This is a genomic window from Cellulomonas citrea, from assembly GCF_009829685.1.
In the GTDB taxonomy this organism is placed as follows: Bacteria; Actinomycetota; Actinomycetes; order Actinomycetales; family Cellulomonadaceae; genus Cellulomonas; species Cellulomonas citrea.
On the sequence record NZ_VWSD01000012.1, the window covers coordinates 18,115 to 38,772 of the forward strand.

19 protein-coding genes and 1 pseudogene are annotated in these 20,658 nt (G+C 71.5%); 18 read left to right on the forward strand and 2 right to left on the reverse strand.

The window, feature by feature from the left end:
- The 12 genes from F2B26_RS02935 (at nucleotide 1) to F2B26_RS02990 (ending at nucleotide 12,274) form a co-directional block, all read left to right on the forward strand.
- On the forward strand, nucleotides 1-1,203 hold the full coding sequence (locus tag F2B26_RS02935) for a type IV pilus twitching motility protein PilT (protein WP_159806269.1): 1,203 nt from the start codon (nucleotides 1-3) through the stop codon (nucleotides 1,201-1,203).
- The gene (locus F2B26_RS02940) at nucleotides 1,203-2,432 is read left to right on the forward strand and encodes a type II secretion system F family protein (RefSeq protein ID WP_159806235.1); all 1,230 of its coding nucleotides are present in this window, start codon (nucleotides 1,203-1,205) and stop codon (nucleotides 2,430-2,432) included. The genes F2B26_RS02935 and F2B26_RS02940 overlap by 1 nt, the downstream gene beginning before the upstream one ends.
- Nucleotides 2,433-2,594: 162 nt before the next feature.
- Nucleotides 2,595-3,017, forward strand: coding sequence for a prepilin-type N-terminal cleavage/methylation domain-containing protein (locus tag F2B26_RS02945; protein ID WP_201292582.1), 423 nt, complete (start codon nucleotides 2,595-2,597; stop codon nucleotides 3,015-3,017).
- 94 nt (nucleotides 3,018-3,111) lie between these two features.
- On the forward strand, nucleotides 3,112-4,707 hold the full coding sequence (locus tag F2B26_RS02950) for a type IV pilus modification PilV family protein (protein WP_159806237.1): 1,596 nt from the start codon (nucleotides 3,112-3,114) through the stop codon (nucleotides 4,705-4,707).
- Complete coding sequence (locus F2B26_RS02955; protein ID WP_159806239.1) at nucleotides 4,704-5,432, forward strand: PulJ/GspJ family protein; 729 nt, start codon at nucleotides 4,704-4,706, stop codon at nucleotides 5,430-5,432. The genes F2B26_RS02950 and F2B26_RS02955 overlap by 4 nt, the downstream gene beginning before the upstream one ends.
- A gap of 14 nt (nucleotides 5,433-5,446) precedes the next feature.
- Nucleotides 5,447-7,225, forward strand: coding sequence for a pilus assembly PilX family protein (locus F2B26_RS02960; RefSeq protein WP_235929468.1), 1,779 nt, complete (start codon nucleotides 5,447-5,449; stop codon nucleotides 7,223-7,225).
- A 3-nt stretch (nucleotides 7,226-7,228) separates the two neighbouring features.
- On the forward strand, nucleotides 7,229-8,005 hold the full coding sequence (locus F2B26_RS02965) for a prepilin peptidase (protein WP_159806243.1): 777 nt from the start codon (nucleotides 7,229-7,231) through the stop codon (nucleotides 8,003-8,005).
- Nucleotides 8,006-8,112: 107 nt separating this feature from the next.
- Complete coding sequence (gene pilM, locus F2B26_RS02970; protein WP_159806245.1) at nucleotides 8,113-9,168, forward strand: type IV pilus assembly protein PilM; 1,056 nt, start codon at nucleotides 8,113-8,115, stop codon at nucleotides 9,166-9,168.
- The gene (locus F2B26_RS02975) at nucleotides 9,165-9,854 is read left to right on the forward strand and encodes a PilN family protein (RefSeq protein ID WP_159806247.1); all 690 of its coding nucleotides are present in this window, start codon (nucleotides 9,165-9,167) and stop codon (nucleotides 9,852-9,854) included. The genes pilM and F2B26_RS02975 overlap by 4 nt, the downstream gene beginning before the upstream one ends.
- A complete protein-coding gene (locus F2B26_RS02980; RefSeq protein WP_159806249.1) occupies nucleotides 9,854-10,525 on the forward strand; it encodes a type 4a pilus biogenesis protein PilO in 672 nt (223 codons plus the stop codon). Before F2B26_RS02975 ends, F2B26_RS02980 begins: the two co-directional genes overlap by 1 nt.
- A gap of 34 nt (nucleotides 10,526-10,559) precedes the next feature.
- On the forward strand, nucleotides 10,560-11,747 hold the full coding sequence (gene aroC / locus F2B26_RS02985; RefSeq protein ID WP_159806251.1) for a chorismate synthase: 1,188 nt from the start codon (nucleotides 10,560-10,562) through the stop codon (nucleotides 11,745-11,747).
- The gene (locus tag F2B26_RS02990) at nucleotides 11,744-12,274 is read left to right on the forward strand and encodes a shikimate kinase (RefSeq protein ID WP_159806253.1); all 531 of its coding nucleotides are present in this window, start codon (nucleotides 11,744-11,746) and stop codon (nucleotides 12,272-12,274) included. Before aroC ends, F2B26_RS02990 begins: the two co-directional genes overlap by 4 nt.
- Nucleotides 12,275-12,345: 71 nt before the next feature.
- On the opposite strand, the gene F2B26_RS02995 is transcribed toward F2B26_RS02990, so the two are convergent.
- Both F2B26_RS02995 and F2B26_RS03000 read right to left on the reverse strand, forming a co-directional pair.
- The gene (locus tag F2B26_RS02995) at nucleotides 12,346-14,463 is read right to left on the reverse strand and encodes an oxidoreductase (RefSeq protein WP_201292583.1); all 2,118 of its coding nucleotides are present in this window, start codon (nucleotides 14,461-14,463) and stop codon (nucleotides 12,346-12,348) included.
- A gap of 92 nt (nucleotides 14,464-14,555) precedes the next feature.
- Nucleotides 14,556-15,242 carry a TetR/AcrR family transcriptional regulator gene (locus F2B26_RS03000; RefSeq protein WP_159806255.1) on the reverse strand — a complete coding sequence of 229 codons (687 nt, stop codon included), beginning with the start codon at nucleotides 15,240-15,242 and terminating at the stop codon, nucleotides 14,556-14,558.
- Between the two features lie 172 nt (nucleotides 15,243-15,414).
- Between F2B26_RS03000 and F2B26_RS03005 the strand changes: the two genes are divergently transcribed.
- The 6 genes and pseudogenes from F2B26_RS03005 to F2B26_RS03030 all read left to right on the forward strand — a co-directional run.
- On the forward strand, nucleotides 15,415-16,293 hold the full coding sequence (locus F2B26_RS03005) for a quinate/shikimate dehydrogenase (protein WP_159806257.1): 879 nt from the start codon (nucleotides 15,415-15,417) through the stop codon (nucleotides 16,291-16,293).
- Between the two features lie 61 nt (nucleotides 16,294-16,354).
- Nucleotides 16,355-17,110, forward strand: a complete 756-nt coding sequence (gene aroD, locus F2B26_RS03010; RefSeq protein ID WP_159806259.1) for a type I 3-dehydroquinate dehydratase — start codon at nucleotides 16,355-16,357, stop codon at nucleotides 17,108-17,110.
- A gap of 5 nt (nucleotides 17,111-17,115) precedes the next feature.
- Entirely contained in the window at nucleotides 17,116-18,456 is a 1,341-nt protein-coding gene (locus F2B26_RS03015; RefSeq protein ID WP_201292584.1) for an MFS transporter, read from the forward strand.
- 25 nt (nucleotides 18,457-18,481) lie between these two features.
- Nucleotides 18,482-19,075 carry a shikimate kinase gene (locus F2B26_RS03020; protein ID WP_235929469.1) on the forward strand — a complete coding sequence of 198 codons (594 nt, stop codon included), beginning with the start codon at nucleotides 18,482-18,484 and terminating at the stop codon, nucleotides 19,073-19,075.
- A complete protein-coding gene (gene aroB, locus F2B26_RS03025; protein WP_159806261.1) occupies nucleotides 19,072-20,163 on the forward strand; it encodes a 3-dehydroquinate synthase in 1,092 nt (363 codons plus the stop codon). Before F2B26_RS03020 ends, aroB begins: the two co-directional genes overlap by 4 nt.
- 117 nt (nucleotides 20,164-20,280) lie before the next feature.
- A pseudogene (locus F2B26_RS03030) lies at nucleotides 20,281-20,658 on the forward strand (hypothetical protein); the annotation flags it as partial.

Genomic DNA, 20,658 nt, shown 5'->3' on the forward strand with positions numbered 1-20,658 from the left:
ATGTCGCAGCAGCCCGGGCCTGCACGTCCAGCCTCGTACGAGGGTGCGCGAACAGTCGTCACGCCTCGAGCGGGTTCCGCCCCCGAGGCCGGTGACCTCGACCTGGACGCCACGCTGCGAGCGATGGTCGCGGCCGGGGCGTCCGACCTGCACCTGACGACCTTCGCCCCGCCGATGATGCGCGTGTCCGGTGCGCTGACCCCGGTGGAGGGCTTCGGGCCGCAGACGCCCGACTCCTTGCGCCGCGCACTGTTCGCGATCCTCACCCAGAAGCAGCGTGAGCGGTTCGAGTCCGAGCTCGAGCTGGACCTTTCCTACTCGGTGCGCGGCCTGGCCCGGTTCCGCGTCAACATGTACCTGCAGCGGACGTCGGTCGGGGCGGCCTTCCGTCTCATCCCCTACGAGATCAAGCCGCTGGAGAAGCTCGGGATGCCGCCGATCCTGGCGTCGTTCGCCGGGCTGCCGCGGGGGCTCGTCCTGGTGTCCGGTCCCACCGGTTCCGGCAAGACCACGACGCTCGCCGCGCTGATCGACCTGGCGAACCGCACCCGCGCCGACCACATCATGACCGTCGAGGACCCGATCGAGTTCCTGCACCGGCACAACAAGGCGATCATCAACCAGCGCGAGGTCGGCCAGGACACGCTCTCGTTCGCCGCGGCGCTCAAGCACGTGCTCCGGCAGGACCCGGACATCATCCTGGTCGGTGAGATGCGGGACCTGGAGACCATCTCGGTGGCCCTCACAGCCGCCGAGACCGGGCACCTCGTGTTCGCGACCCTGCACACCCAGGACGCCGCGCAGACGATCGACCGCATCATCGACGTGTTCCCGTCGGCGCAGCAGGAGCAGGTGCGCACCCAGCTGGCGGGTGCGCTGCAGGCCGTCGTCTGCCAGAACCTGTGCCGACGTTCCGACGCGCCCGGCCGGGTCGCCGCGACCGAGGTGATGATCGCCACCCCGGCCATCCGCAACCTCATCCGCGAGGGGAAGACCCACCAGGTCTACTCGATGCTCCAGGCAGGAGCCAGCCAGGGCATGCACACGATGGACCAGCACCTGGCGCACCTGGTGCGCGACGGTCACATCAGCTACGAGACCGGCATCGAGGCCTGCCACAACCTCGAGGACTTCACCCGGCTCGTCGGGCGACCGACCGGGTACAGCCAGGGCGCGGTGCGGGTCCAGCAGGGAGGCATGTGATGTCGAACGAGACGAAGACCTTCGAGTACTCGGTCCGCGACCAGGGCGGCAAGGTCGTCAAGGGGCGGGTCCAGGCCTCCGACCAGGTGGCCGTCGCCCACCGGCTGCAGGAGATGGGTCTGGCCGCGGTGGCGATCACCGAGGTCAAGACGAGCGGTCTCAACGCCGAGATCCACATCCCCGGGATGACCGACAAGATCGGTCTCAAGGACCTGTCGGTGATGGCCCGTCAGCTGGCGACGATGATCAACGCCGGCCTGTCGCTGCTGCGGGCGCTGGCGATCCTCGCCGAGCAGACGCCGAACCCGGCCCTCGCGAAGGTCGTCGCGCAGGTCCGCAACGACGTCGAGGTGGGGCTGTCGCTGTCGGTGGCGCTGAGCAAGCACCCCAAGGTGTTCCCACCACTCATGGTGAACATGCTGCGGGCCGGCGAGGTCGGCGGGTTCCTCGACCAGGCGCTCCTGGCCATCGCCGACAACTTCGAGGCCGAGGTCAAGCTGCGCGGCAAGATCAAGAGCGCGATGGCCTACCCCGTGATCGTGCTCATCATCGCGCTGCTGGCGGTCATCGGGATGATGCTGTTCATCCTGCCCACGTTCGCCAAGATGTACGACGGCTTCGGTGCGCAGCTGCCGTTCTTCACGCGGGTCCTGGTCGCGATCTCGAACGGGATGAAGATCGGGATCCTGCCGACCATCGTCGTGGTGGTGCTGTTCAGCGTGTGGTGGTCCCGGCACAAGCACGACGAGGGGGTGCGCCGCCGGCTCGACCCGCTCAAGCTCAAGCTGCCGATCTTCGGCGAGCTCAACCGCAAGATCGCGGTGTCCCGGTTCACCCGGAACCTCGGCACCATGCTGCACGCCGGCGTCCCGTTGCTGCAGGCCCTGGACATCGTCGGCCAGACCAGCGGCAACGTGGTGGTCGAGGACGCCGTCAAGGACATCGGAGAGTCGGTGCGCCAGGGGCGCTCCCTCACCCAGCCGCTGTCGCACCACGACGTCTTCCCGCCGATGGTGGTGCAGATGATGTCCGTCGGCGAGGACACCGGTGCGCTGGACGTCATGCTGGCGAAGATCTCGGAGTTCTACGACCAGGAGGTCGAGGCCACGACGGACTCCCTCACGAGCCTCATCGAGCCACTCATGATCGTCGTCATCGGCGCGATCGTGGGCGCGATGGTCGTCGGGATGTACCTGCCGATCTTCCAGGTCTTCGACGTCATCAAGTAGGGGTGTGCCGTGTCATCGGCCCAGGTGACAGGCCATGCGTCCGTCGGGGTGACACTGCTCTCGCGGTCTCAGGTCTCACCAGTCGATGCCGATGGTGACTGGTGTCAGGCCTCCTTCGGGCGGTCTGGTCACGAACCCCGTACCGACGGACTGGAGTTGACTGTGATCGCACGAATTCGCAAGTCCATGGACGAGCGCGACGGGGGCTTCACCCTCGTCGAGCTGCTCGTCGTCATGATCATCATCGGCATCCTGGCGGCCATCGCCATCCCCGTGTTCCTCAACCAGCAGAAGAAGGCGCGGGAGACGTCGGCCAAGGCTGATGTGTCGACCATCGGCAAGGAGATCGCGGCGTACTACGTCGACGGGACCGGAGCGCTCACGGTCAGCACGAGCTCCGGCAGCTGGACTCTGAAGGACACTGCCGCAGTGACCGACGGGAAGCTCTCCGCCGGCAACACGGCCGCCGGTTCCGGTACCAGCAACACCTCGTACTGCGCCTACGTCTACACGAGCGACAAGGTCTCGTGGCAGTACAGCCAGGACGGGCTGGCCAAGGGCAGCTGCGGCGCCACGATTCCGTGATAGGGGTCTAGGGCTCGGCACGGGGGTGTGCCGGCCGACAACGGTCGGCACACCCCCGTTCCACGGTGATCGAGAACCATCCGGGGGAGTGAGCATGGCAGCGCACCAGCGTCAAGGAGCACCACTCCCTGCACGTGGCGACGACTCCGGCTTCAGCCTCATCGAGGTGGTCGTCGCGATGGTGCTGTTCGCCGGCTTCGCCGCTGCGCTGCTCACCCTTCTGCTCGCGAGCCAGGCGATGGGCGTGTCGAACCGCAACCGGATCGCCGCCGCGAACCTCGCCGCGCGTGAGGTCGACACCGTCCGGTCCACCTTCTTCGCCTCGACGACCGCGGCACAGGACCTGGTGAACCAGGGCACCGTCACCAACCCGGACCCCCTGGCGGGCGGCACCGTGGGCTCCCCGCTCGTCGTGGACGGCACCGCGTACACGGTGGTGCGCACGTCGGTCTGGAACCCCGTCCTCGGCGCCACGTCCGCATGCGACGGCGGGTCCCTCTTCAGCAACGCGGCCGTGCTCGTCACGGTCACCGTGACGTGGCCAGGCATGGGATCGGTCGAGCCGGTCAAGAACTCAGCGCTCCTGTCGCCCGGCAAGGGCAACGGGCTGTCAGGCACCGCTGCGTTCGCGGCAGTCAAGGTGGTCGACTCCACGGGAGCGGCCAACCCGGGGCGCGGCGTCAAGGTCGTGGGCGACAACGGTGACACCCGGTCCGGCCTGACCGACGACGCGGGGTGTGCCGTCGTCCAGCTCGCCCCCGGATCCGGCGGTGCGCAGTACCGGGCCGTGCTCACCGACACCGGGTACATGGACATCGTCGGCGGTGTGACCAACCCGGACCGTTCGTTGGGCCTGGTACTTCCCGGCACGCTCAACACGGCAGCCGGCACGACCCCCTTCACCTACGACCGGCCCGGTCACCTCGCGCTGGCGGTGGTGGACGCCGGGGGCGCCCCCGTGGACGACGCCGCGGTGGCGGCACTCGGTCTGCGCGCTCAGGTGCGGAGCACCGGGTCGGGACCGGCCATCGACCAGACCGTCACCCTCATCGGCTCCTCGACCGCCGTGCCGACCGACCTGTGGCCGACCACCTATGCCGTCGACTTCAACCCGACCGGTGCGACCCCCGCACCGGCCCCGGTGGCGACGAAGGTCAGCCCCGGGCAGACGACGACCGTCACCCTTCAGCTGCCCGCCGCGAAGGTCCAGGTGACCGGTGGTCCGCCGGCGCTCACCTCCGTCGTCGTCGTGGCCGCCGGGACCCCCTGCGGGCCCACCTCCAGGCGGGTCAACCCGGCAGGGTTCTCGGTGCTGCCCGGGACCTGGGACCTGTACGCCGACGGCACGGGGTACAGCTGCTCGCCCGGTCCCACGTCGATCAAGGTCGCGGCCGGTGACACGACCACGGTCGCGTGGAGCGCGACGACGCTCATGGTGACCGGGTCGACCGACCCGCGGGTTCTGCGGGCCGTCCCGTCCGACGCGGTGACCGCACCGGCGTGCCCGGCGAGTGCAGCCCAGAGCACGGCCCTCGTGCTCACCGACGCCCGCACCGCCGCGCAGCAGGTGCCGGCCGGCAGCTGGTACCTCTACTGGGCCAACGCCGCCGGAGCGTGCCAGGCCCTCGTCGGGACGGGGCCCGTCGCCGTGCCGTACGGACAGGCGACGACCGTGGCGGTGACCCCATGAGGCAACAGAGACCGGTCCGCGTGAAGGACGACAACGGGACCAGCATGGTCGAGCTGCTCGTCACGATGATCGTCGCCGCGATCGTCCTGGCGGCGACGGTCGCCACCAGCAGCGGGCTGCAGCGGTCGGCCGCACAGGTCGTCGCCCGCCAGGACCAGACCGACATCGGGCGTCAGGCCGCCGACCGGATCAGCACCACCCTGCGCTCGGCCGCAGCGCCCGGTCAGCTCTCGATGTCGTGCACCGCGGGGTGCGGCGCCGGAACCGCCTTCCTCAGCGCGTCGGGAACGTCGGTGTCGTTCCTCTCGAACTTCGGCAACGAGAACGGCGCGACCGGCCCGATCAAGGTGACCTACTCCGTGCCGGCGACGGGGACCACCGCGGGCCACCTCGTCGAGACGGTCCAGAAGGCGACCCTGGCCGGCGGCGCGTACTCCTTCTGCGACGCGACGAAGGCGAGCTGCCTGTCGACGACGGTCACCACCACCGACCTGACGCCCGGGGCCACGGTGAAGACCAGCCCGGTCGTCTTCGGCTACCTGAGCTCGACCGGCACCCAGCTGCAGAGCGCCGGGGGCGCGCTCACCGCGACCGAGCTGCCCAGCGTCATGGTGGTCGACCTGAGGATCTCGGTGCAGCGCACGGGTGCGACGCAGGCCAAGCCGACCACGTACCTCGGGCGCATCGACCTGCCGAACCAGCAGACAGTCCTGACACCACGATGATGAGGAGCACGCGGATGAGCCGCCGTGGAGCGTTGCGCCGTCTGCGCGGCGGTGACGAGGGGTCGACGCTCGTCCTGGTGGTGGGCACGATGGTCGTGCTCTCGCTGGTGCTCCTCACGACGCTGGGCTACGTGGTCCGATCCCAGAAGTACGCCAGGAACGACCAGGACCAGGCGTCCGCGATGTCCGCTGCGCAGTCGGGTGTCGAGGAGCTGCTGTCGCGTCTCAACGCGAACTCGGCGTACGGGTCGACGCTCGACTGCAGCAACACGGCGCTGCAGGGGCCGACGGTCCCCGGCGGGACCGCATGCGGGTGGGGCTCGACCACCGCGGTGGGATGGGTGCCGGTGGTCCCCGGAAGTACCGACCCGACGGCGGCCGCGTTCCACTACTCGCTCGACCTGTCCACCAGGCTGGCCCAGGGGCGCATCACGGTGACCGCGACGGGTCGGTCCAACGGCGTCTACCAGACGGTGCAGTCGATCGTCGGGGAGCAAGGTGCGTCCGACTACGTGTACTACACGGACTTCGAGTCCGCCGACCCGACGAACACCGCGGTGTATCCCTCGAGCTGGAGCGGGTACAGCTCGGCCGCCAAGACCGCCTGCGGAGGCAACGGCTACGACAAGGCGTACCACTGGTGGCGCGACTCGAGCGGGCACGCCCGGTCGGACTACAGCTGCAAGGAGATCACGTTCATCGGTGGCGACGTCATCGACGGGAAGGTGTTCACCAACGACACCATCTGGGGCAGTGCCTCGGGCGGCGTCAAGCCGTCGTTTCTCTCGCAGGTGACGACCGCGAACCCCAGCTGTGTCAAGCTCGGCGCGACCAACTCCGACTGGGAGCAGAAGTGCCTGCGCAGCGGGTCCGTGGCGAACTTCAACTCGATCGCCCCCCAGTACCACGCCCCCGACTACCTGTCGGACACGTCGGACGCGTTCGCCGCCTACCCCGGCTGCCACTATGTCGGCGCGACCAGGATCATCTTCAACGGCACCCAGATGAAGGTGTGGAACCGGTCGACCGCGAACGGCGGGACCGCACCGGTCGCGGTTGCCAAGTCCGGTGGCTCGGCACCCAGCTGCGGGACCGGGACGGACATCAACGGCCAGACGGTCGCGATCCCGAGCGGTCTGGTGATCTACGTCGGTGACTCGACGAAGGCGACACCCGGGGCGTGCAGCACCGGCCAGATCGACGGGACCCTGCCCCTCGCCAACGACGTGACGATGACCACGACGAACAAGCGCTGCGAGAAGGGCAACCTCTACGTCGAAGGGGCCTTCGACGGGCAGGTGACCCTGGCCACGTCGCAGTCCATCGTCGTGACCGGCGACCTCGTGCGGTCGGGCGGCCCCACGGGTGACGACCTCCTGGGACTCGTCGCGCAGAACTCGGTGGAGATCTTCCACCCCGTGAAGGCCGACGGCTCCGAGATCGACACGGCGACCTGGCCGCACCGCATCACCGACCCTGCCGTCGGCGCGCTCAACCCGACCAAGGGGATTCAGGTCGCGGCTGCCATCCAGACCCTGCAGCACTCGTTCTACGTGCAGGAGTACGACGAGGGGTACGGCGGTGGCAAGAAGCTCTATGTCGCCGGGTCGATCGCTCAGCGTTGGCGTGGTGCCGTCGGTACGGGGTCGGGGTCGACCGGGTACCTGAAGAACTACAGCTACGACCAGCGGCTCACCTACGTGCTTCCGCCCTACCTGCCCCGCTGGAAGGACTCGCGCTGGTCGCTGCGCTCCCTCGGTGAGATCCCGACCCCCGGCAGTCTGAAAGGCTGAGGCGTGCTCGTCGCCCTCGCCGCCCTCGTCGGCCTGCTGATCGGGTCGTTCCTCAACGTCGTGGTCTACCGCGTGCCCGCGGGTCTGTCCGTCGTCCGGCCGCCGAGCGCCTGCCCGAGGTGCGAGCACCCGATCCGCCCGTACGACAACATCCCGGTGGTGTCCTGGCTGGTCCTGCGTGGCCGGTGCCGCGACTGCCGGGAACCCATCTCGGTGCGCTACCCGATGGTCGAGGCAGGGACCGCGCTGGTGTTCGCGGTCGCGACCGCGCTCACGGGACCGACATGGGCGTTGCCCGTCGTCCTCTACCTGTGCGGGCTCGGGGTCGCGTTGGCGCTCATCGACCTCGACGTCCACCGGCTGCCCGATGCGCTCGTGCTGCCCTCGTACCCCGTCGTTGCCGTGCTCCTGGTGCTCGCGGCCGCCGCCCCCGGAGGTAGCGCCCACTGGTCGATGCTCCTGCGGGCGCTGCTCGGCGGGCTGCTGCTCGGTGGGATCTACTTCCTGCTCGCCGTGGTCAAGCCCGGCGGCATGGGGATGGGCGACGTCAAGCTCGCCGGCCTGCTCGGGGCGGCGCTGGCCGCGGTCGGGTGGGGAGCGTTCGCGGTCGGCAGCTTCGCCGCGTTCCTCCTGGGTGGCGTCGCCGGGATCGTGCTCATCGTCGTCGGTCGCGCCGGGCGGCGCACGGCGATCCCGTTCGGTCCCTGGATGCTCCTCGGCGCAGCCGTGGGCGCCGTCTGGGGCGAGCCGCTGTGGGCGGCGTACCTCGGAGCGTTCTGAGGGCGAAGCCCCAGTTCAACCGCACGGGGGTCGAGTGCGGCAGGTCGCTCAAGGTCGGCCCTCTCAGGCCGATACACCGGGGGAGACCAGTTCCGGGAGGGGCAGCGGTGGGAGCGACACGCGTCATCGGTTTGGACATCGGCACCACGACGCTGCGAGCCGTCGAGCTCCAGTTCGGCAACGGCGGACCCGGTGCAACCGCGCACCCGGCGCTGCTGCACCACGCGCAGACGCAGCTCCCGCCGGGCGCGGTGCGCGACGGCGAGGTCGTCGAGGCGTCGATCGTGGCCGGGGCGCTCAAGGAGCTCTGGGCGCGCGGACACTTCACGTCGAAGGACGTCGTGCTGGGCGTGGGCAACCAGCGAGTGCTCGTCCGTGACCTCGAGATGCCGTGGATCCCACCGGCGGACCGCCGCACCGCGCTGCCCTTCCATGTCGCCGACGCGCTCCCGATGCCGCTCGACGACGCGATCCTCGACTTCCTGCCGACCTTCGAGGGGGATGACGGTGCCGGCGGCCACGTGATGCGCGGGATGCTCGTCGCAGCCCAGCGGCGCACGGTCGAGACCAACGTCGAGGCGGCCGAGGCCGCGGGGTTGCGGCCGGTGATGGTCGACCTCAACGGGTTCGCGCTCACCCGTGCGGTCTCGCACGACGAGCTCGCCGACCAGGTCGTGGCGATCGTCGACTTCGGGGCCTCGGGCACCACCGTGGTGATCGCCGATCGCGGGACGCCGCGACTGGTCCGGATGCTGCCCATGGGTGGTCAGGCGATCACGAGCACGCTGGCCTCCACCCTCCAGGTCTCGCCCGCCCAGGCCGAGGCCATCAAGCAGGAGCAGGGCATGCTCTCCGAGAACGGCCCCGCCCGGGACACCCTCGCCGGGATGGTGCGTCAGCTCATCGAGTCCGTCCGCAACACCTTCGTGTACTACCAGGGCAACCATCCGGGCGCCGGTATCGCCACGACGGTCGTCACAGGTGGTGGCGTCGCGCTTCCCGGCCTGGGCCAGTACCTGGCGAGCGCGACGCGCGTCCCGGTGGTGCTCGGCGACCCCCTGGCGCGGCTCCGCCCGGAGAAGCACGTCGACGGCGCGGCCCTCAGGGCCCGCTCCGCCTCGCTCGCACTCTCGATCGGACTCGCACACGGAGCTGCCGCATGAGCACCACGACACTGCGGCGCACGAAGCCCGGGGCGACGCCCCCCCATGCGCCGTTGCCGCTCGCCCAGGTCAACCTGCTGCCCCAGCACGTGCGAGACGCGCGCAAGGTGCGCGCCGTCCGGCGCCTGCTCGGGCTCGGGCTCATCGGTCTTCTCGCACTCGGCGCCGTCAGCTACGGGGCCGTGATGTACGAGGGTCACGACGCCCAGGAGCAGCTCACCACCGCCCAGACCGAGTCCGCGAGGCTGGCGACCGAGGAAGCCAAGTACGCCGAGGTGCCGCAGGTCAAGGCCAAGGCAGCGCAGGTGAAGGCCGCGCGAGTCGCAGCGACCACCCAGACCGAGATCCTCTGGCAGCCGGTGCTCGCATCGTTCACGGCCTCCTTGCCGTCCGGAACGACCGTCCAGACCCTCACCTCCAAGCTCACCGAGCCGACGACCACGAAGGCCGACCCGCTGGCCGTCGCCGGCGTCGCCTCGTTGCAGTTCACCGCACGTTCGGACACCGTCCCCGACGTCGCCGCCTGGATGGACAGCCTCGCCGCCATCCCGGGCTTCACCGACGTGCGGATCTCAGCCGCGACGCAGACCGACGACAAGGGGCGCACCTCCTACGACGTGCAGGGCACTCTCCAGCTCTCGGACGCGTTGCTGGCCCACCGGTTCGACAAGGCAGGGAGCAAGTGATGGGGCTGACCAAGCTGCGCACCTGGGTCATCGGTGCCGTCCTGCTCGCTCTCGTCCTGGTGGCGGGTCTGTGGTTCCTGCTGCTGTCGCCGGCTCTTGATGCCGCCGCGAGCGTGCGGGCCGAGGCCGAGGCGACGTCCTCGGCGAACGAGGTCCGGTCGATCGGCCTCACCGCGCTCAAGACCCAGAGCGAGCAGCTTCCGCAGATGCGGGCCGACCTGCAGGCTCTGCAGGCCGCGGTACCGTCCTCCGCCCAGATCCCCGAGCTGCTGCGTCAGCTCCAGGACACGGCGGCGGCCCACCAGGTGACCCTGCAGAGCGTCCAGGTGCAGACGCCGACGACCGCGACCGCCGCGCCGTCACCGGCCGCCACACCGTCGCCCAGCGCGTCGGCGACACCGACGGCAGCGCCCGCGCCAGCGCCCGCGTCCGGCCTCGTGCTCATCCCGGTGGTCATCCAGACGGCTGGGGAGCGCGGCAACCTCGATGCCTTCCTGAGCGACCTGCAGACTGCGATGGCCCGTCTGGTCGTCGTCACCGGGGTGAACGAGACCCGGTCGGACGCGGCGAGCGGACCGCCCTTCACCGACCAGATCACCGGCGCCCTCCTCGTCCTGCCCGATCCGAACGCCTCCGCGACGCCGAGCCCGACGGCGACGGCCGCTGGCTGACCGCCCCACCTCCGGGCCGTGAAAGGATCGGCCCATGCTGCGTTGGTTGACCGCGGGTGAGTCGCACGGCCCGGCCCTGGTGGGCATCCTCGAGGGGATGCCGGCCGGGGTCGGTGTCGTCTCCGGTGACGTGCAGGCCGCGCTGGCCCGCCGTCGGCTCGGGTACGGGCGTGGTGCCCGGATGTCCTTCGAGCAGGACGAGGTGCGTCTGCTCGGGGGCGTCCGGCACGGTCTGACCCAGGGCGGGCCGGTCGCCGTCGAGGTGGCGAACACCGAGTGGCCGAAGTGGTCGCAGGTGATGGCCTCCGACCCGGTGGACGACGTCGAGGCGCTGTCGCGGGCCCGCAACGCCCCGCTCACCCGGCCGCGTCCGGGTCACGCCGACCTCGTGGGGATGCGCAAGTACGGGTTCGAGGACGCCCGCCCGGTGCTCGAGCGGGCCAGTGCGCGCGAGACCGCGATGCGGGTCGCGCTCGGCACGGTCGCGGCCAAGCTCCTCGAGCAGGCCGCCGGGGTGCGCCTGGTGTCGCACGTCGTGGCGATCGGCCCGGTCGCCGTGCCCGAGGGCGCGCCGCTGCCGGTGCCCGACGACGTCGACCGGCTGGACGAGGACCCGGTGCGCTGCCTGCACGCCGAGACGAGCGCGGCGATGGTGGCCGAGATCGACGCGTGCCGCAAGGACGGTGACACGCTCGGCGGTGTGGTCGAGGTGCTCGCCTACGGCCTGCCGTCGGGGCTGGGCAGCTACGTGCACGCCGACCGGCGGCTGGACGCCCGGATCGCTGGTGAGCTCATGGGGATCCAGGCCATCAAGGGGGTCGAGGTCGGCGACGGTTTCACCACGGCGACCCGGCGCGGTTCTGCCGCGCACGACGAGATCGACCGGGTCGACGGTCACCTGGTGCGGGCCACCAACCGGGCCGGCGGCATCGAGGGCGGCATGTCCACCGGTGAGGTGCTGCGGGTCCGCGCCGCCATGAAGCCCATCTCGACGGTGCCCCGCGCGCTGCGCACGGTCGACGTCGCGACCGGCGAACCGGCCCAGGCCCAGCACCAGCGCTCGGACGTGTGCGCGGTGCCGCCGGCGGCCGTCGTGGCCGAGGCGATGGTGGCCCTCGTGCTGGCACAGGCGCTGCTGGAGAAGACCGGCGGCGACAGCCTCGCGGAGGTGCGGCGCAACCTGGCCGCCTACCTGGACTCCGTGCCCGAGCTGCTGCGGTGAGCCCGCAGGTCGCGCTGGTCCTTGTCGGCCCGCCCGGCGCGCCGGTCGCGGAGGTGGCCGCGGTGCTCGCCGAACGCTGGGGCTCGCCTCTGGCCGACACCGACGTCCTGGTGACCGGTCGCACGGGCCGCACCCCCGCCGACCTGCTGGTGCAGGACGGCGAGGAGGCGCTGCGCGAGGTCGAGCGGGCCGTCGCCCTGCCGGTGCTGGCCGCCGGCACCGGTGTGGTGGCGTTGGGCAGCGGCGCGGTGGAGGACGAGCAGGTCCGCGCCGTGCTGGCCGCCTGGTCGGCCGGCGGGGGTCATGTCGTGCTGCTGGACCTGGCGCCCACGACGGCCGCTCGCCGGGCCGGGTTGCACGCGGGCAGCACCGCCCTCGTGGGGACCAGGGCCCGCTGGCGCGCACTGTTCGACGCCCGGCACCCGCGCTATCTCGAGGTGGCGACGGGCGTGGTCGCCGTCGACGAGCTCGACGTGGCCGGTGCGGCCGATGCAGTGGAGGCCTCGCTCGTCGGTCCGCACGACTGAGCGCCGATCCGACCGACGACCGTTCTGCGTCCTGACCGCGGGCGGGCCGCCGCCCGCGGTCAGGACCAGTCTCAGCGCCGCTGGGCGGCGGCGACGTCGGGGGAGAGCAGCCCCTCGCGTTCGAGCGCGAGCAGCACGTCACGCCCGCCCGCGGTGGCGTCGATGATCCGGCCGACCCGGGCCGAGTCGCCGATGTTGAGCACCTCGACGCCGCTTCCCGCGAAGTGCGCGACGAGGTCGCGGTACGGCTCGTCGACGGCGCGCATCCCCAGGCACACGAACGCGAGGTCGAAGCCGTGCTCGACCGTCGCGCCGTCGGGCGCCTCGAGCACGAGGTGGTCGTCCTTGACCTCGAGCAGCGAGGTCGAGGTCCGCACGTCGACGTCGTGCTTCTCCAGCATCTCCACCATCTGCATGCGCGTGATGAGGTCGAGGTCCGCACCCACGGTGCCCAATCGCTCGACGAGAGTCACGCGGGCCCCCCGGGCGGTCACGTGCTCGACCACATCGAGCCCGACGGCCCCGGCGCCGACCACAACGACCTGGCGTCCGTCCAGGTCGAGGTCCTCGGCGTGCGCGGTGGCGCCGAGGATGGAGTAGACGGCGCTGCCGGGCTGGTCGATCCGCTCGCGCAGACCGGGCACGGGTGGCACGAGCGGTGCCGACCCGGTCGCGTTGACGACGAGGTCGGGGGACAGGGACGCCACGACCGACGGGGTGCCCCAGGTGCCGGTGCGCACGTCGACGCCGACCCGCGCGGCCCGCCGGGCCAGGTGGTGCAGGAACCCGGCGATGCGCCGCTTGGCGGGCAGGTGCACGGCGTCACCCACGACACCGCCCACCACGTCGCGCCCCTCGAGCAGCACGACGTCGCAGCCGACCTCGGCCGCGGTGCACGCGGCCTCGAACCCGCCGACCCCGCCGCCCACGACGACGACCTTCGCCGGCCGGGTGACCCGCCGATCCTGGTACGCCTCGTGGCCGATGATGTCGGGGTTGACGGTGCAGCGGATCGGACGGTCGAGCCGGATGCGGTGGTCGGCGCAGCCGATGTTGCACGAGATGCACGCCAAGATCGTGTTGGCGGCCCCGTCGGCGACCTTGCGCACCCACCACGGGTCGGCGATGAGCCCGCGGCCGATGGCGACGAGGTCGGACTGCCCGTCGGCGACGATCCGCTCGGCGACCTTGGGGTCGCGGATGTTGCCGCTGATGATCGTGGGCCGGCCGAACTCCTCGCGGAACCGGCGGGCCATGTCGGCGCGCCAGCCGTCGGGCAGGTCCATGGAGTCGATCTGGTACTGCAGGTTGAAGGCGAGGGCGGCGGAGACGTCGATGACGTCGATCTCGTCGACCATGTACCGCATGAGCTCGACGGACTCGGCGAGCGTGTTCCCGCCGGCCACCAGGTCGTCCGCGCTGATGCGCACGAGCACCGGGTAGCGCGGCCCGACCTGCGCGCGCACGGCGGCGAGCACCTCGCGCACGATCCGGGCCCGGTTCTGCGGGCTGCCGCCGTAGGAGTCGGTGCGGGTGTTGTAGTACGGCGACAGGAACTGGCACAGCAGGTAGGAGTGCCCGGCGTGGATCTCGACCGCGTCGAACCCGGCCCGCTGCGCACGGCGTGCGGCGGCGGCGAAGTCGGCGACGACCTGGGCGATCTGCTCGACGTCCATCGGGACGGGGGAGGTGCCGCCCGGCTTGGACGGCCGCTCTCCGGAGGACTGTGCGGGCACCCCGGTGCGCGCGGGGTTCGCCGAGGCACCGGCGTGGTTGAGCTGGATGGCGACCTTGGACCCGTGCCGGTGCAGCTGCTCGGTGAGCTCCCACAGCCGCGGGACGTACCGGTCGTGGTCGATGCGCAGCTGCGTCGTGCCGTTCGACCCGGCGGGATAGCTCACGCAGATGTTCTCTACGATGATGAGCCCGACGCCGCCGCGGGCCCGCTGGGCGTAGTAGGCGATCTGGGTGTCGGAGACGGTGCCGTCGGGCAGCGCGAAGTTCGTGCCCATGGGGGGCATCACCACGCGGTTGCGCAGGGTCATGCCGCGCACCGAGAACGGCGACAGCAGCGCAGGCGTCCGGGGGTGCGGGTCGCACGGTGCGACCGGCACGGCGACCGGGGCCACGTCCAGACGACGGGGCCGGGCCAGGCCTGGGGCGGACGGGATCCCTCCGGTGACGGTCACGTCATCTCCTCGCTAATGAACCATGCGGTTAGTTCATTGTGGCGAGCACGCCCGTCCGGCGAGTGAGCACTAGGTCCTGAGGACTGCGGGGCTCAGCGACCCGGGTCGGCGAGCACGAGGCGAAGCACCGTGGTCTCGATGAGCGCGAGCACGTGCTCCCGCTCGTCGCCGGCCACCATGTCGCGCCCGAACAGCTCGCGGAACGTGGCACGGTTGCCGACCCGGAAGAACGACAACGAGCTGATCACCTGGTGCAGGTCGAGCGCCGTGGGGGCGTCGGGGCCGCCGCGGAAGTCGCCGGAGCGTCGGCCCCGCTCGAGCAGGTCCTCCAGGATGAGCACCGCGGACCGGTTGAGCGCACGCACGTCGTCGTCCATGAGGTGGATCGCGCCACCGGCGAGCGTGTTCTCGAACATGACGAGCCGGATGAAGCCGGCGTTGTGCTCCTGGTGGTCGAGCGTCGCCCTCACCAGTGCGCGCAGCCCGTCGGCGGGGGCAAGTGCCGCCAGGTCGAGGGCGCCCTCGGTCTGCCGGATCCGTCGGTAGGACTCGATGAGCGCGGCCTGGTACAACCGCTCCTTGGACTCGAAGTAGTAGTAGACCATCCGCTTCGTCGTGGCCGTCCGCTCGACGATGGCGTCGACCCGCCCGCCCAGCAGCCCCCGCTCGGAGAACTCCTCGATGGCTGCGTCGAGGATCGCGGCCCGGGTGCGCTCGGCGTCCCGCCGCGGGGTCGGGCCCGTCGGGTCCGGTGCGGTGGAGTCCTGCTCGTGGGTCATGCGTCCTCCTCGGGTGCGGGCGTCGACGTGCGCCGGCGGCCGCCGTGGGTCGTGCGGATGTGGTCAGGACCTAGGACCCCGCGTGGTCGGGCATCGGCAGCGTCAGACTGTGGACTACCAAGTGAGTTCATAAGCGCTCCGCACAGGTGCGCCGCCGACGGAGGGTGAGGTCATGTCGGACGAAGTAGCCCAGCGGATCACCGGGCACACCGAGCTGCTGGGGCTGATCGCCTCCCCGATCCGGCACAGCCAGTCGCCGCGCATGCACAACCTCGCCCTCGCCACGCTGGGGCTCGACTACGCCTACCTCGCGTTCGAGGTGGACGACGGTGAGCTCGCAGGCGCGGTCGCCGGGCTCAAGGCGCTCAAGGTCCGCGGCTGGAACGTGTCGATGCCGAACAAGATCGCCATCCTGCCCCTGCTCGACCACCTGTCCCCGGCGGTCCGCATGGTGGGCGCGTGCAACACCGTCGTCAACGACGACGGCGTGCTCACCGGCCACGTCACCGACGGCATCGGCTACGTCGCCGCGCTGCGCGAGAACGGGATCGAGCCCGCCGGTGCGCACCTCACGCTCATCGGAGCCGGGGGAGCGGGCACCGCCATCGCCATCCAGGCCGCGCTCGACGGAGTGGCCCGGCTCGACATCTTCAACCGCCGTGACGCCGTCTGGGCGATCGGCGAGAAGACCGTGGCCACCATCCGCGAGAACACCGGCACCCAGGTCGAGCTGCACGACCTCGACGACGTCGCCGCGTTCCGCACGGCCGTCGCCGACTCCGCGGTGCTCGCCAACGCCACGAACGTCGGCATGGGAAAGCTGCTGGGGGTCTCCCCGCTGCCGGACACGGCGGTCCTTCGTCCCGACCTGTTCGTGTCGGACGTCGTCTACGCTCCGCCGCGGACGGCCTTCCTCGACCAGGCGGAGGCCGCCGGCTGCCGGACCATGAACGGCCTCGGCATGATGCTCCACCAGGGCGCAGCGGCATTCGAGCTGTGGACCGGCACACCGATGCCCCTGGACTACGTGCGCGAGCACCTGCTCGCCTGACACCCCTGCCGGGCACGCGAGAAGGACCTCGTGCACCCGACGCCCCCGAGAGGAGCACCACATGAGCTCGGTCACCGTCCGTGGGGTCGAGATCGGTTCTGGTCTGCCGAAGGTCATCGTGCCGTTGGTCGGCACGGACGTCGAGGCGGTGCTCGCCCAGGCGGCTGCCGCCGTGGCGGCCGCGCCGGACCTCATCGAGTGGCGGCTGGACTTCCTGGCCGACCGGTCCCCGCGGGCCGTCGTGGCCGTGGCCCGTGCGCTCGCGCCGGTGCTCGGCGGACGCCCGCTGCTGGCCACCTTCCGCACCGCCGACGAGGGCGGGCAGCACCCGATCGCACCCGACCTGTACGTCGAGCTGTACGGGGCCCTCGTCGAGGCAGGTCTGGTCGACCTGGTCGATGTCGAGATCGAGCGGGAGGCCACCGCGGTGGACGCCGTGATCTCCCAGGCCCGCGCGGCGGGGGTCGCCGTCGTCGGCTCGTACCACGACTTCGGTGGCACGCCGAGCGTGCCGGTCATGGTCGCCAAGCTGCGCACCATGGTCGACCGGGGCGTCGACATCGCCAAGATCGCCGTCATGCCGCACGACGCGGGTGACGTGCTCGCGCTGCTGCAGGCCACCTGGACGGCCCGCCAGGAGCTGCCGCGCCCGCTCATCACGATGTCGATGGCCGGCACGGGCGTCGTGTCCCGGCTGGCCGGTGAGGTGTTCGGCTCCGCCGCGACGTTCGGCACCGTCGGCCAGGCGTCCGCGCCCGGCCAGGTCGAGGTGCCCGCGCTGCGCGCGACGCTGCAGCTCATCCACAGCGCAGTCTGACGACGGTGACCAGCACCCCCGGCACGACGGCCGTGCCCCTGCCCGGGACGAACGCGCCCGCGGCCCGGTACACCGGCCCGCGACTGCGCTACCTCGTCCTCGTCCTGCTCGCGTTCGGGACGTTCGTCAACTACCTCGACCGGATCAACCTCACGGTCGGCGCCACGCACATCCAGGCCGAGTTCGGCATCTCGGACGCGGCGTGGGGCATCGCACTGTCGGCCTTCGGCTGGACGTACGCGCTCATGCAGGTGCCCGGCGGTCTGGTGATGGACCGGTTCGGGGTCACCTGGGTGGGCCGGGTCTGCTCGTGGGCCTGGGTGGTGGCGACCTTCCTCACCGCGACCGTCTCGGGCTTCCTGCCGCTGCTCGCGCTGCGCCTGCTGCTCGGCGTGGCCGAGGCCCCGGCCTTCCCCATGGCGTCGACGGCGACGAGCTACTGGTTCCCGGTGCGCGAACGTGGGTTGGCCACCGCCTCGTTCGACATGACCTCCAAGCTCTCCAACGCGATCGGCGTCCCGCTCGTGGCCGTCGTCGTGGCGACGTGGGGCTGGCGTGCCGCGTTCATCGCGACCGGGGCGCTGTCCGTCGTCTACGCGGTGGCGTTCTGGGTGATCTACCGCAACCCCGACCGGCACCCGCGGCTGACGCCGGTCGAGGCGCAGTACATCGCGGAAGGTGGCGCCCAGCAGTCCGAGACCCAGGTGAGCCAGCCGAGCCCGATGTCGTACCTGGTGCGCCAGCGCAAGCTGTGGGCGATCGCGCTCACGCTCGCCGCGTACAACTACACGTTCTTCCTCTACCTCACCTGGCTGCCCACCTACCTCGAGCGCGAGATGGGCCTGGACGTCAAGGGCTCCGGGCTCTACTCGGCGATCCCGTGGCTGGTCGGGACGGTCACCGCCGTGCTGATCGGCGGCGTGGCGATCGACCGGCTGATCCGCGACGGGCGCGACCCCTCACGCGTCCGCAAGACGTTCCTCGCGGTCGGTCTGCTGCTCGGGATGGCCGTCATCGGCGCGACGACGGCGACGACCGCGGCGGTCGCCGTCGTGTGGATCTCGGTGTCGCTCGGTGGGGTCTGCATCGCCTCGGCGGTGATCTGGTCGCTGCCCGGGCTCATCGCACCTCCGGGGGCGGTCGGGCGGGTGAGCTCGATGATGGCCTTCGTGGGCAACCTGTCCTCGATCGCAGCGCCCATGGTGACCGGGTTCGTCGTGCAGGCCACGGGCTCGTTCACCTGGGCCTTCGTCACGGCCGGCGGGGTGGTGGGCCTCGGTCTGCTGTCCGCCCTCGTGATGCTCGGGCGCATCGAGCAGCTGCCGGCCGCGGGCGCGCAGGCCTGATCGGGGCGTTGCTAGGGTGGCCGCCGTGTACATCCCGCCCAAGCCCGTCCGAGGGCCCCTGCTCGTGCTGTGCGGCCCGATGGGCTCGGGCAAGACGAGCGTCGGGTCGGCCCTGTCCACCCGGTGGGGGGTGCCGATCCTCGACACCGACGACGCGGTCGAGGAGACCGCCCAGCGCACCATCGCCGACATCTTCCTGCAGGACGGCGAGGCTCGGTTCCGCGAGCTGGAGCACGAGGCGGTGGCGGCCGCGCTGGCCCAGCACGACGGGATCGTCGCGCTCGGGGGCGGCGCGGTGCTGCGCGAGGACACCCAGCGCGAGCTCGCCGCGTACGTGGCAGGCGGCGGGGTCGTCGCCTTCCTCGACGTGAGCATCGAGTACGCCGGCCCGCGGGTCGGCCTCGACGACTCGCGCCCGCTGCTCATGGGCAACCCGCGCCAGCGCTGGATCGAGATCATGGGCGCCCGCCGGCCGGTCTACGACGAGGTCTCGACGCTGCGCATCCTCACCGACGGGGTGACCCCGGCCGAGGCGGCCCGTGAGCTCGAGCGACGGCTTCGCACCGCCGCACGTCCGGCCGCGGGGACGCCGGTGCACGGCGTGCACCACAGCGCATGAGCGCGTCGGCCCCCACCCGGATCACGGTGCAGGGGGAGCGCCCGTACGACGTGCTCGTCGGGCGCAACCTGCTCGGCGAGCTCGACGGGCTCGTGGGTGCGGCGACGTCCGTGCTCGTCGTGCACCCGCGTGCCCTGGCCGCCAGTGCCGAGACGGTCCGCGCGGACCTGGCCGCGGCCGGCCGCCGCGTCGTGCTGGCCGAGGTGCCCGACGCCGAGGAGGCCAAGACCGCCCAGGTCGCAGCCTTCTGCTGGCAGGTGCTGGGGGAGTCGGGGTTCACCCGGTCCGACGTCGTCGTCGGGCTGGGTGGCGGGGCGACCACCGACCTGGCGGGGTTCGTGGCGGCGACCTGGCTGCGCGGGGTGCGGCTCGTGCAGGTGCCCACCACGCTGCTCGGGATGGTCGACGCGGCCGTCGGCGGCAAGACCGGGATCAACACCGCGCAGGGCAAGAACCTCGTGGGGGCGTTCCACCCGCCGGTCGGGGTGCTGTGCGACCTGGCGGCCCTGGACACCCTCCCGCGGCACGAGCTGGTCGCCGGCCTGGCCGAGGTGGTCAAGTGCGGGTTCATCGCCGACCCGACGATCCTGCAGCTCGTCGAGCAGGACCCGCAGGCGAGCGCCGACCCGACCTCGGCGGTGCTGCGTGAGCTGGTCGAGCGCGCGGTCCGGGTGAAGGCCGACGTCGTCGGGGCGGATCTGCGCGAGGCCGGGCTGCGCGAGATCCTCAACTACGGGCACACGTTCGCGCATGCGATCGAGCAGGTCGAGCGCTACCAGTGGCGGCACGGCGCCGCGGTGTCGGTCGGCATGGTCTACGCGGCCGAGCTCGCCGCGCTGGCCGGACGGCTGGACGAGCCTGTCGTGGCCCGCCACCGGGCGGTGCTCACCAGCCTGGGACTGCCGACCAGCTACCGCCAGGACCGGTGGGACCAGCTGCTCGTCGCGATGCGCCGGGACAAGAAGGCGCGCGGGGACCTGCTGCGTTTCGTCGTGCTCGAGGACGTGGCCCGGCCGACGCGGCTCGAGGGGCCGGACCCGGCGCTGCTCGTCGCGGCCTACGGGCAGCTCGCGCCCGACGCCGACTGACGTCGCCGTCGGCCAGAGCGTCCGCAGGCGTCGGACGGACGACGTCCCGGCCACGTGTTCGCAGGAAAACAACCTCCAGGGCTTGTTCTAGAGCGAACAACCCCGCACACTCGTGCTGTGCTCGTGCTCACCATCGACCAGCGCGGATCGCGACGCGACCGAGACAAGGTCCCGGAGCTGCTCGACCGGCTCGCGGCCGCCACGACGCTCGTCGCCTTCGAACGGACGGTCGGCGACGAGGTCCAGGGCGTGCTCGACTCGGTCGAGGCGGCCCTCGACATCGTCCTCGACGTGCTGCGGCACGGCGGGTGGAGCATCGGTCTGGGGGCCGGCGCCGTCCGGCTGCCGCTGCCCGCCTCACCGCGCGAGGGGGCGGGGGAGGCGTTCGTCCTCGCACGTGAGGCGGTCGAGGCGGCCAAGAGCCGGCAACGCCCGCACCCCGTCGCGGTCCGCGGTGCGCAGCCGGCGGCCGGTGACGCCGACGGGCTGCTGCAG

What these genes read in the sequence shown, in the direction of transcription:
- aroD (WP_159806259.1), top strand. Translation starts at nt 16,355, where the DNA reads ATGAGCTCGGTCACCGTCCGTGGGGTCGAGATCGGTTCTGGTCTGCCG.
- F2B26_RS02960 (WP_235929468.1), top strand. Translation starts at nt 5,447, where the DNA reads ATGAGCCGCCGTGGAGCGTTGCGCCGTCTGCGCGGCGGTGACGAGGGG.
- F2B26_RS02940 (WP_159806235.1), top strand. Translation starts at nt 1,203, where the DNA reads ATGTCGAACGAGACGAAGACCTTCGAGTACTCGGTCCGCGACCAGGGC.
- F2B26_RS03000 (WP_159806255.1), bottom strand. Translation starts at nt 15,242, where the DNA reads ATGACCCACGAGCAGGACTCCACCGCACCGGACCCGACGGGCCCGACC.
- F2B26_RS02935 (WP_159806269.1), top strand. Translation starts at nt 1, where the DNA reads ATGTCGCAGCAGCCCGGGCCTGCACGTCCAGCCTCGTACGAGGGTGCG.
- F2B26_RS02980 (WP_159806249.1), top strand. Translation starts at nt 9,854, where the DNA reads ATGGGGCTGACCAAGCTGCGCACCTGGGTCATCGGTGCCGTCCTGCTC.
- F2B26_RS03005 (WP_159806257.1), top strand. Translation starts at nt 15,415, where the DNA reads ATGTCGGACGAAGTAGCCCAGCGGATCACCGGGCACACCGAGCTGCTG.
- F2B26_RS02975 (WP_159806247.1), top strand. Translation starts at nt 9,165, where the DNA reads ATGAGCACCACGACACTGCGGCGCACGAAGCCCGGGGCGACGCCCCCC.
- aroB (WP_159806261.1), top strand. Translation starts at nt 19,072, where the DNA reads ATGAGCGCGTCGGCCCCCACCCGGATCACGGTGCAGGGGGAGCGCCCG.
- aroC (WP_159806251.1), top strand. Translation starts at nt 10,560, where the DNA reads ATGCTGCGTTGGTTGACCGCGGGTGAGTCGCACGGCCCGGCCCTGGTG.
- F2B26_RS02955 (WP_159806239.1), top strand. Translation starts at nt 4,704, where the DNA reads ATGAGGCAACAGAGACCGGTCCGCGTGAAGGACGACAACGGGACCAGC.
- F2B26_RS02950 (WP_159806237.1), top strand. Translation starts at nt 3,112, where the DNA reads ATGGCAGCGCACCAGCGTCAAGGAGCACCACTCCCTGCACGTGGCGAC.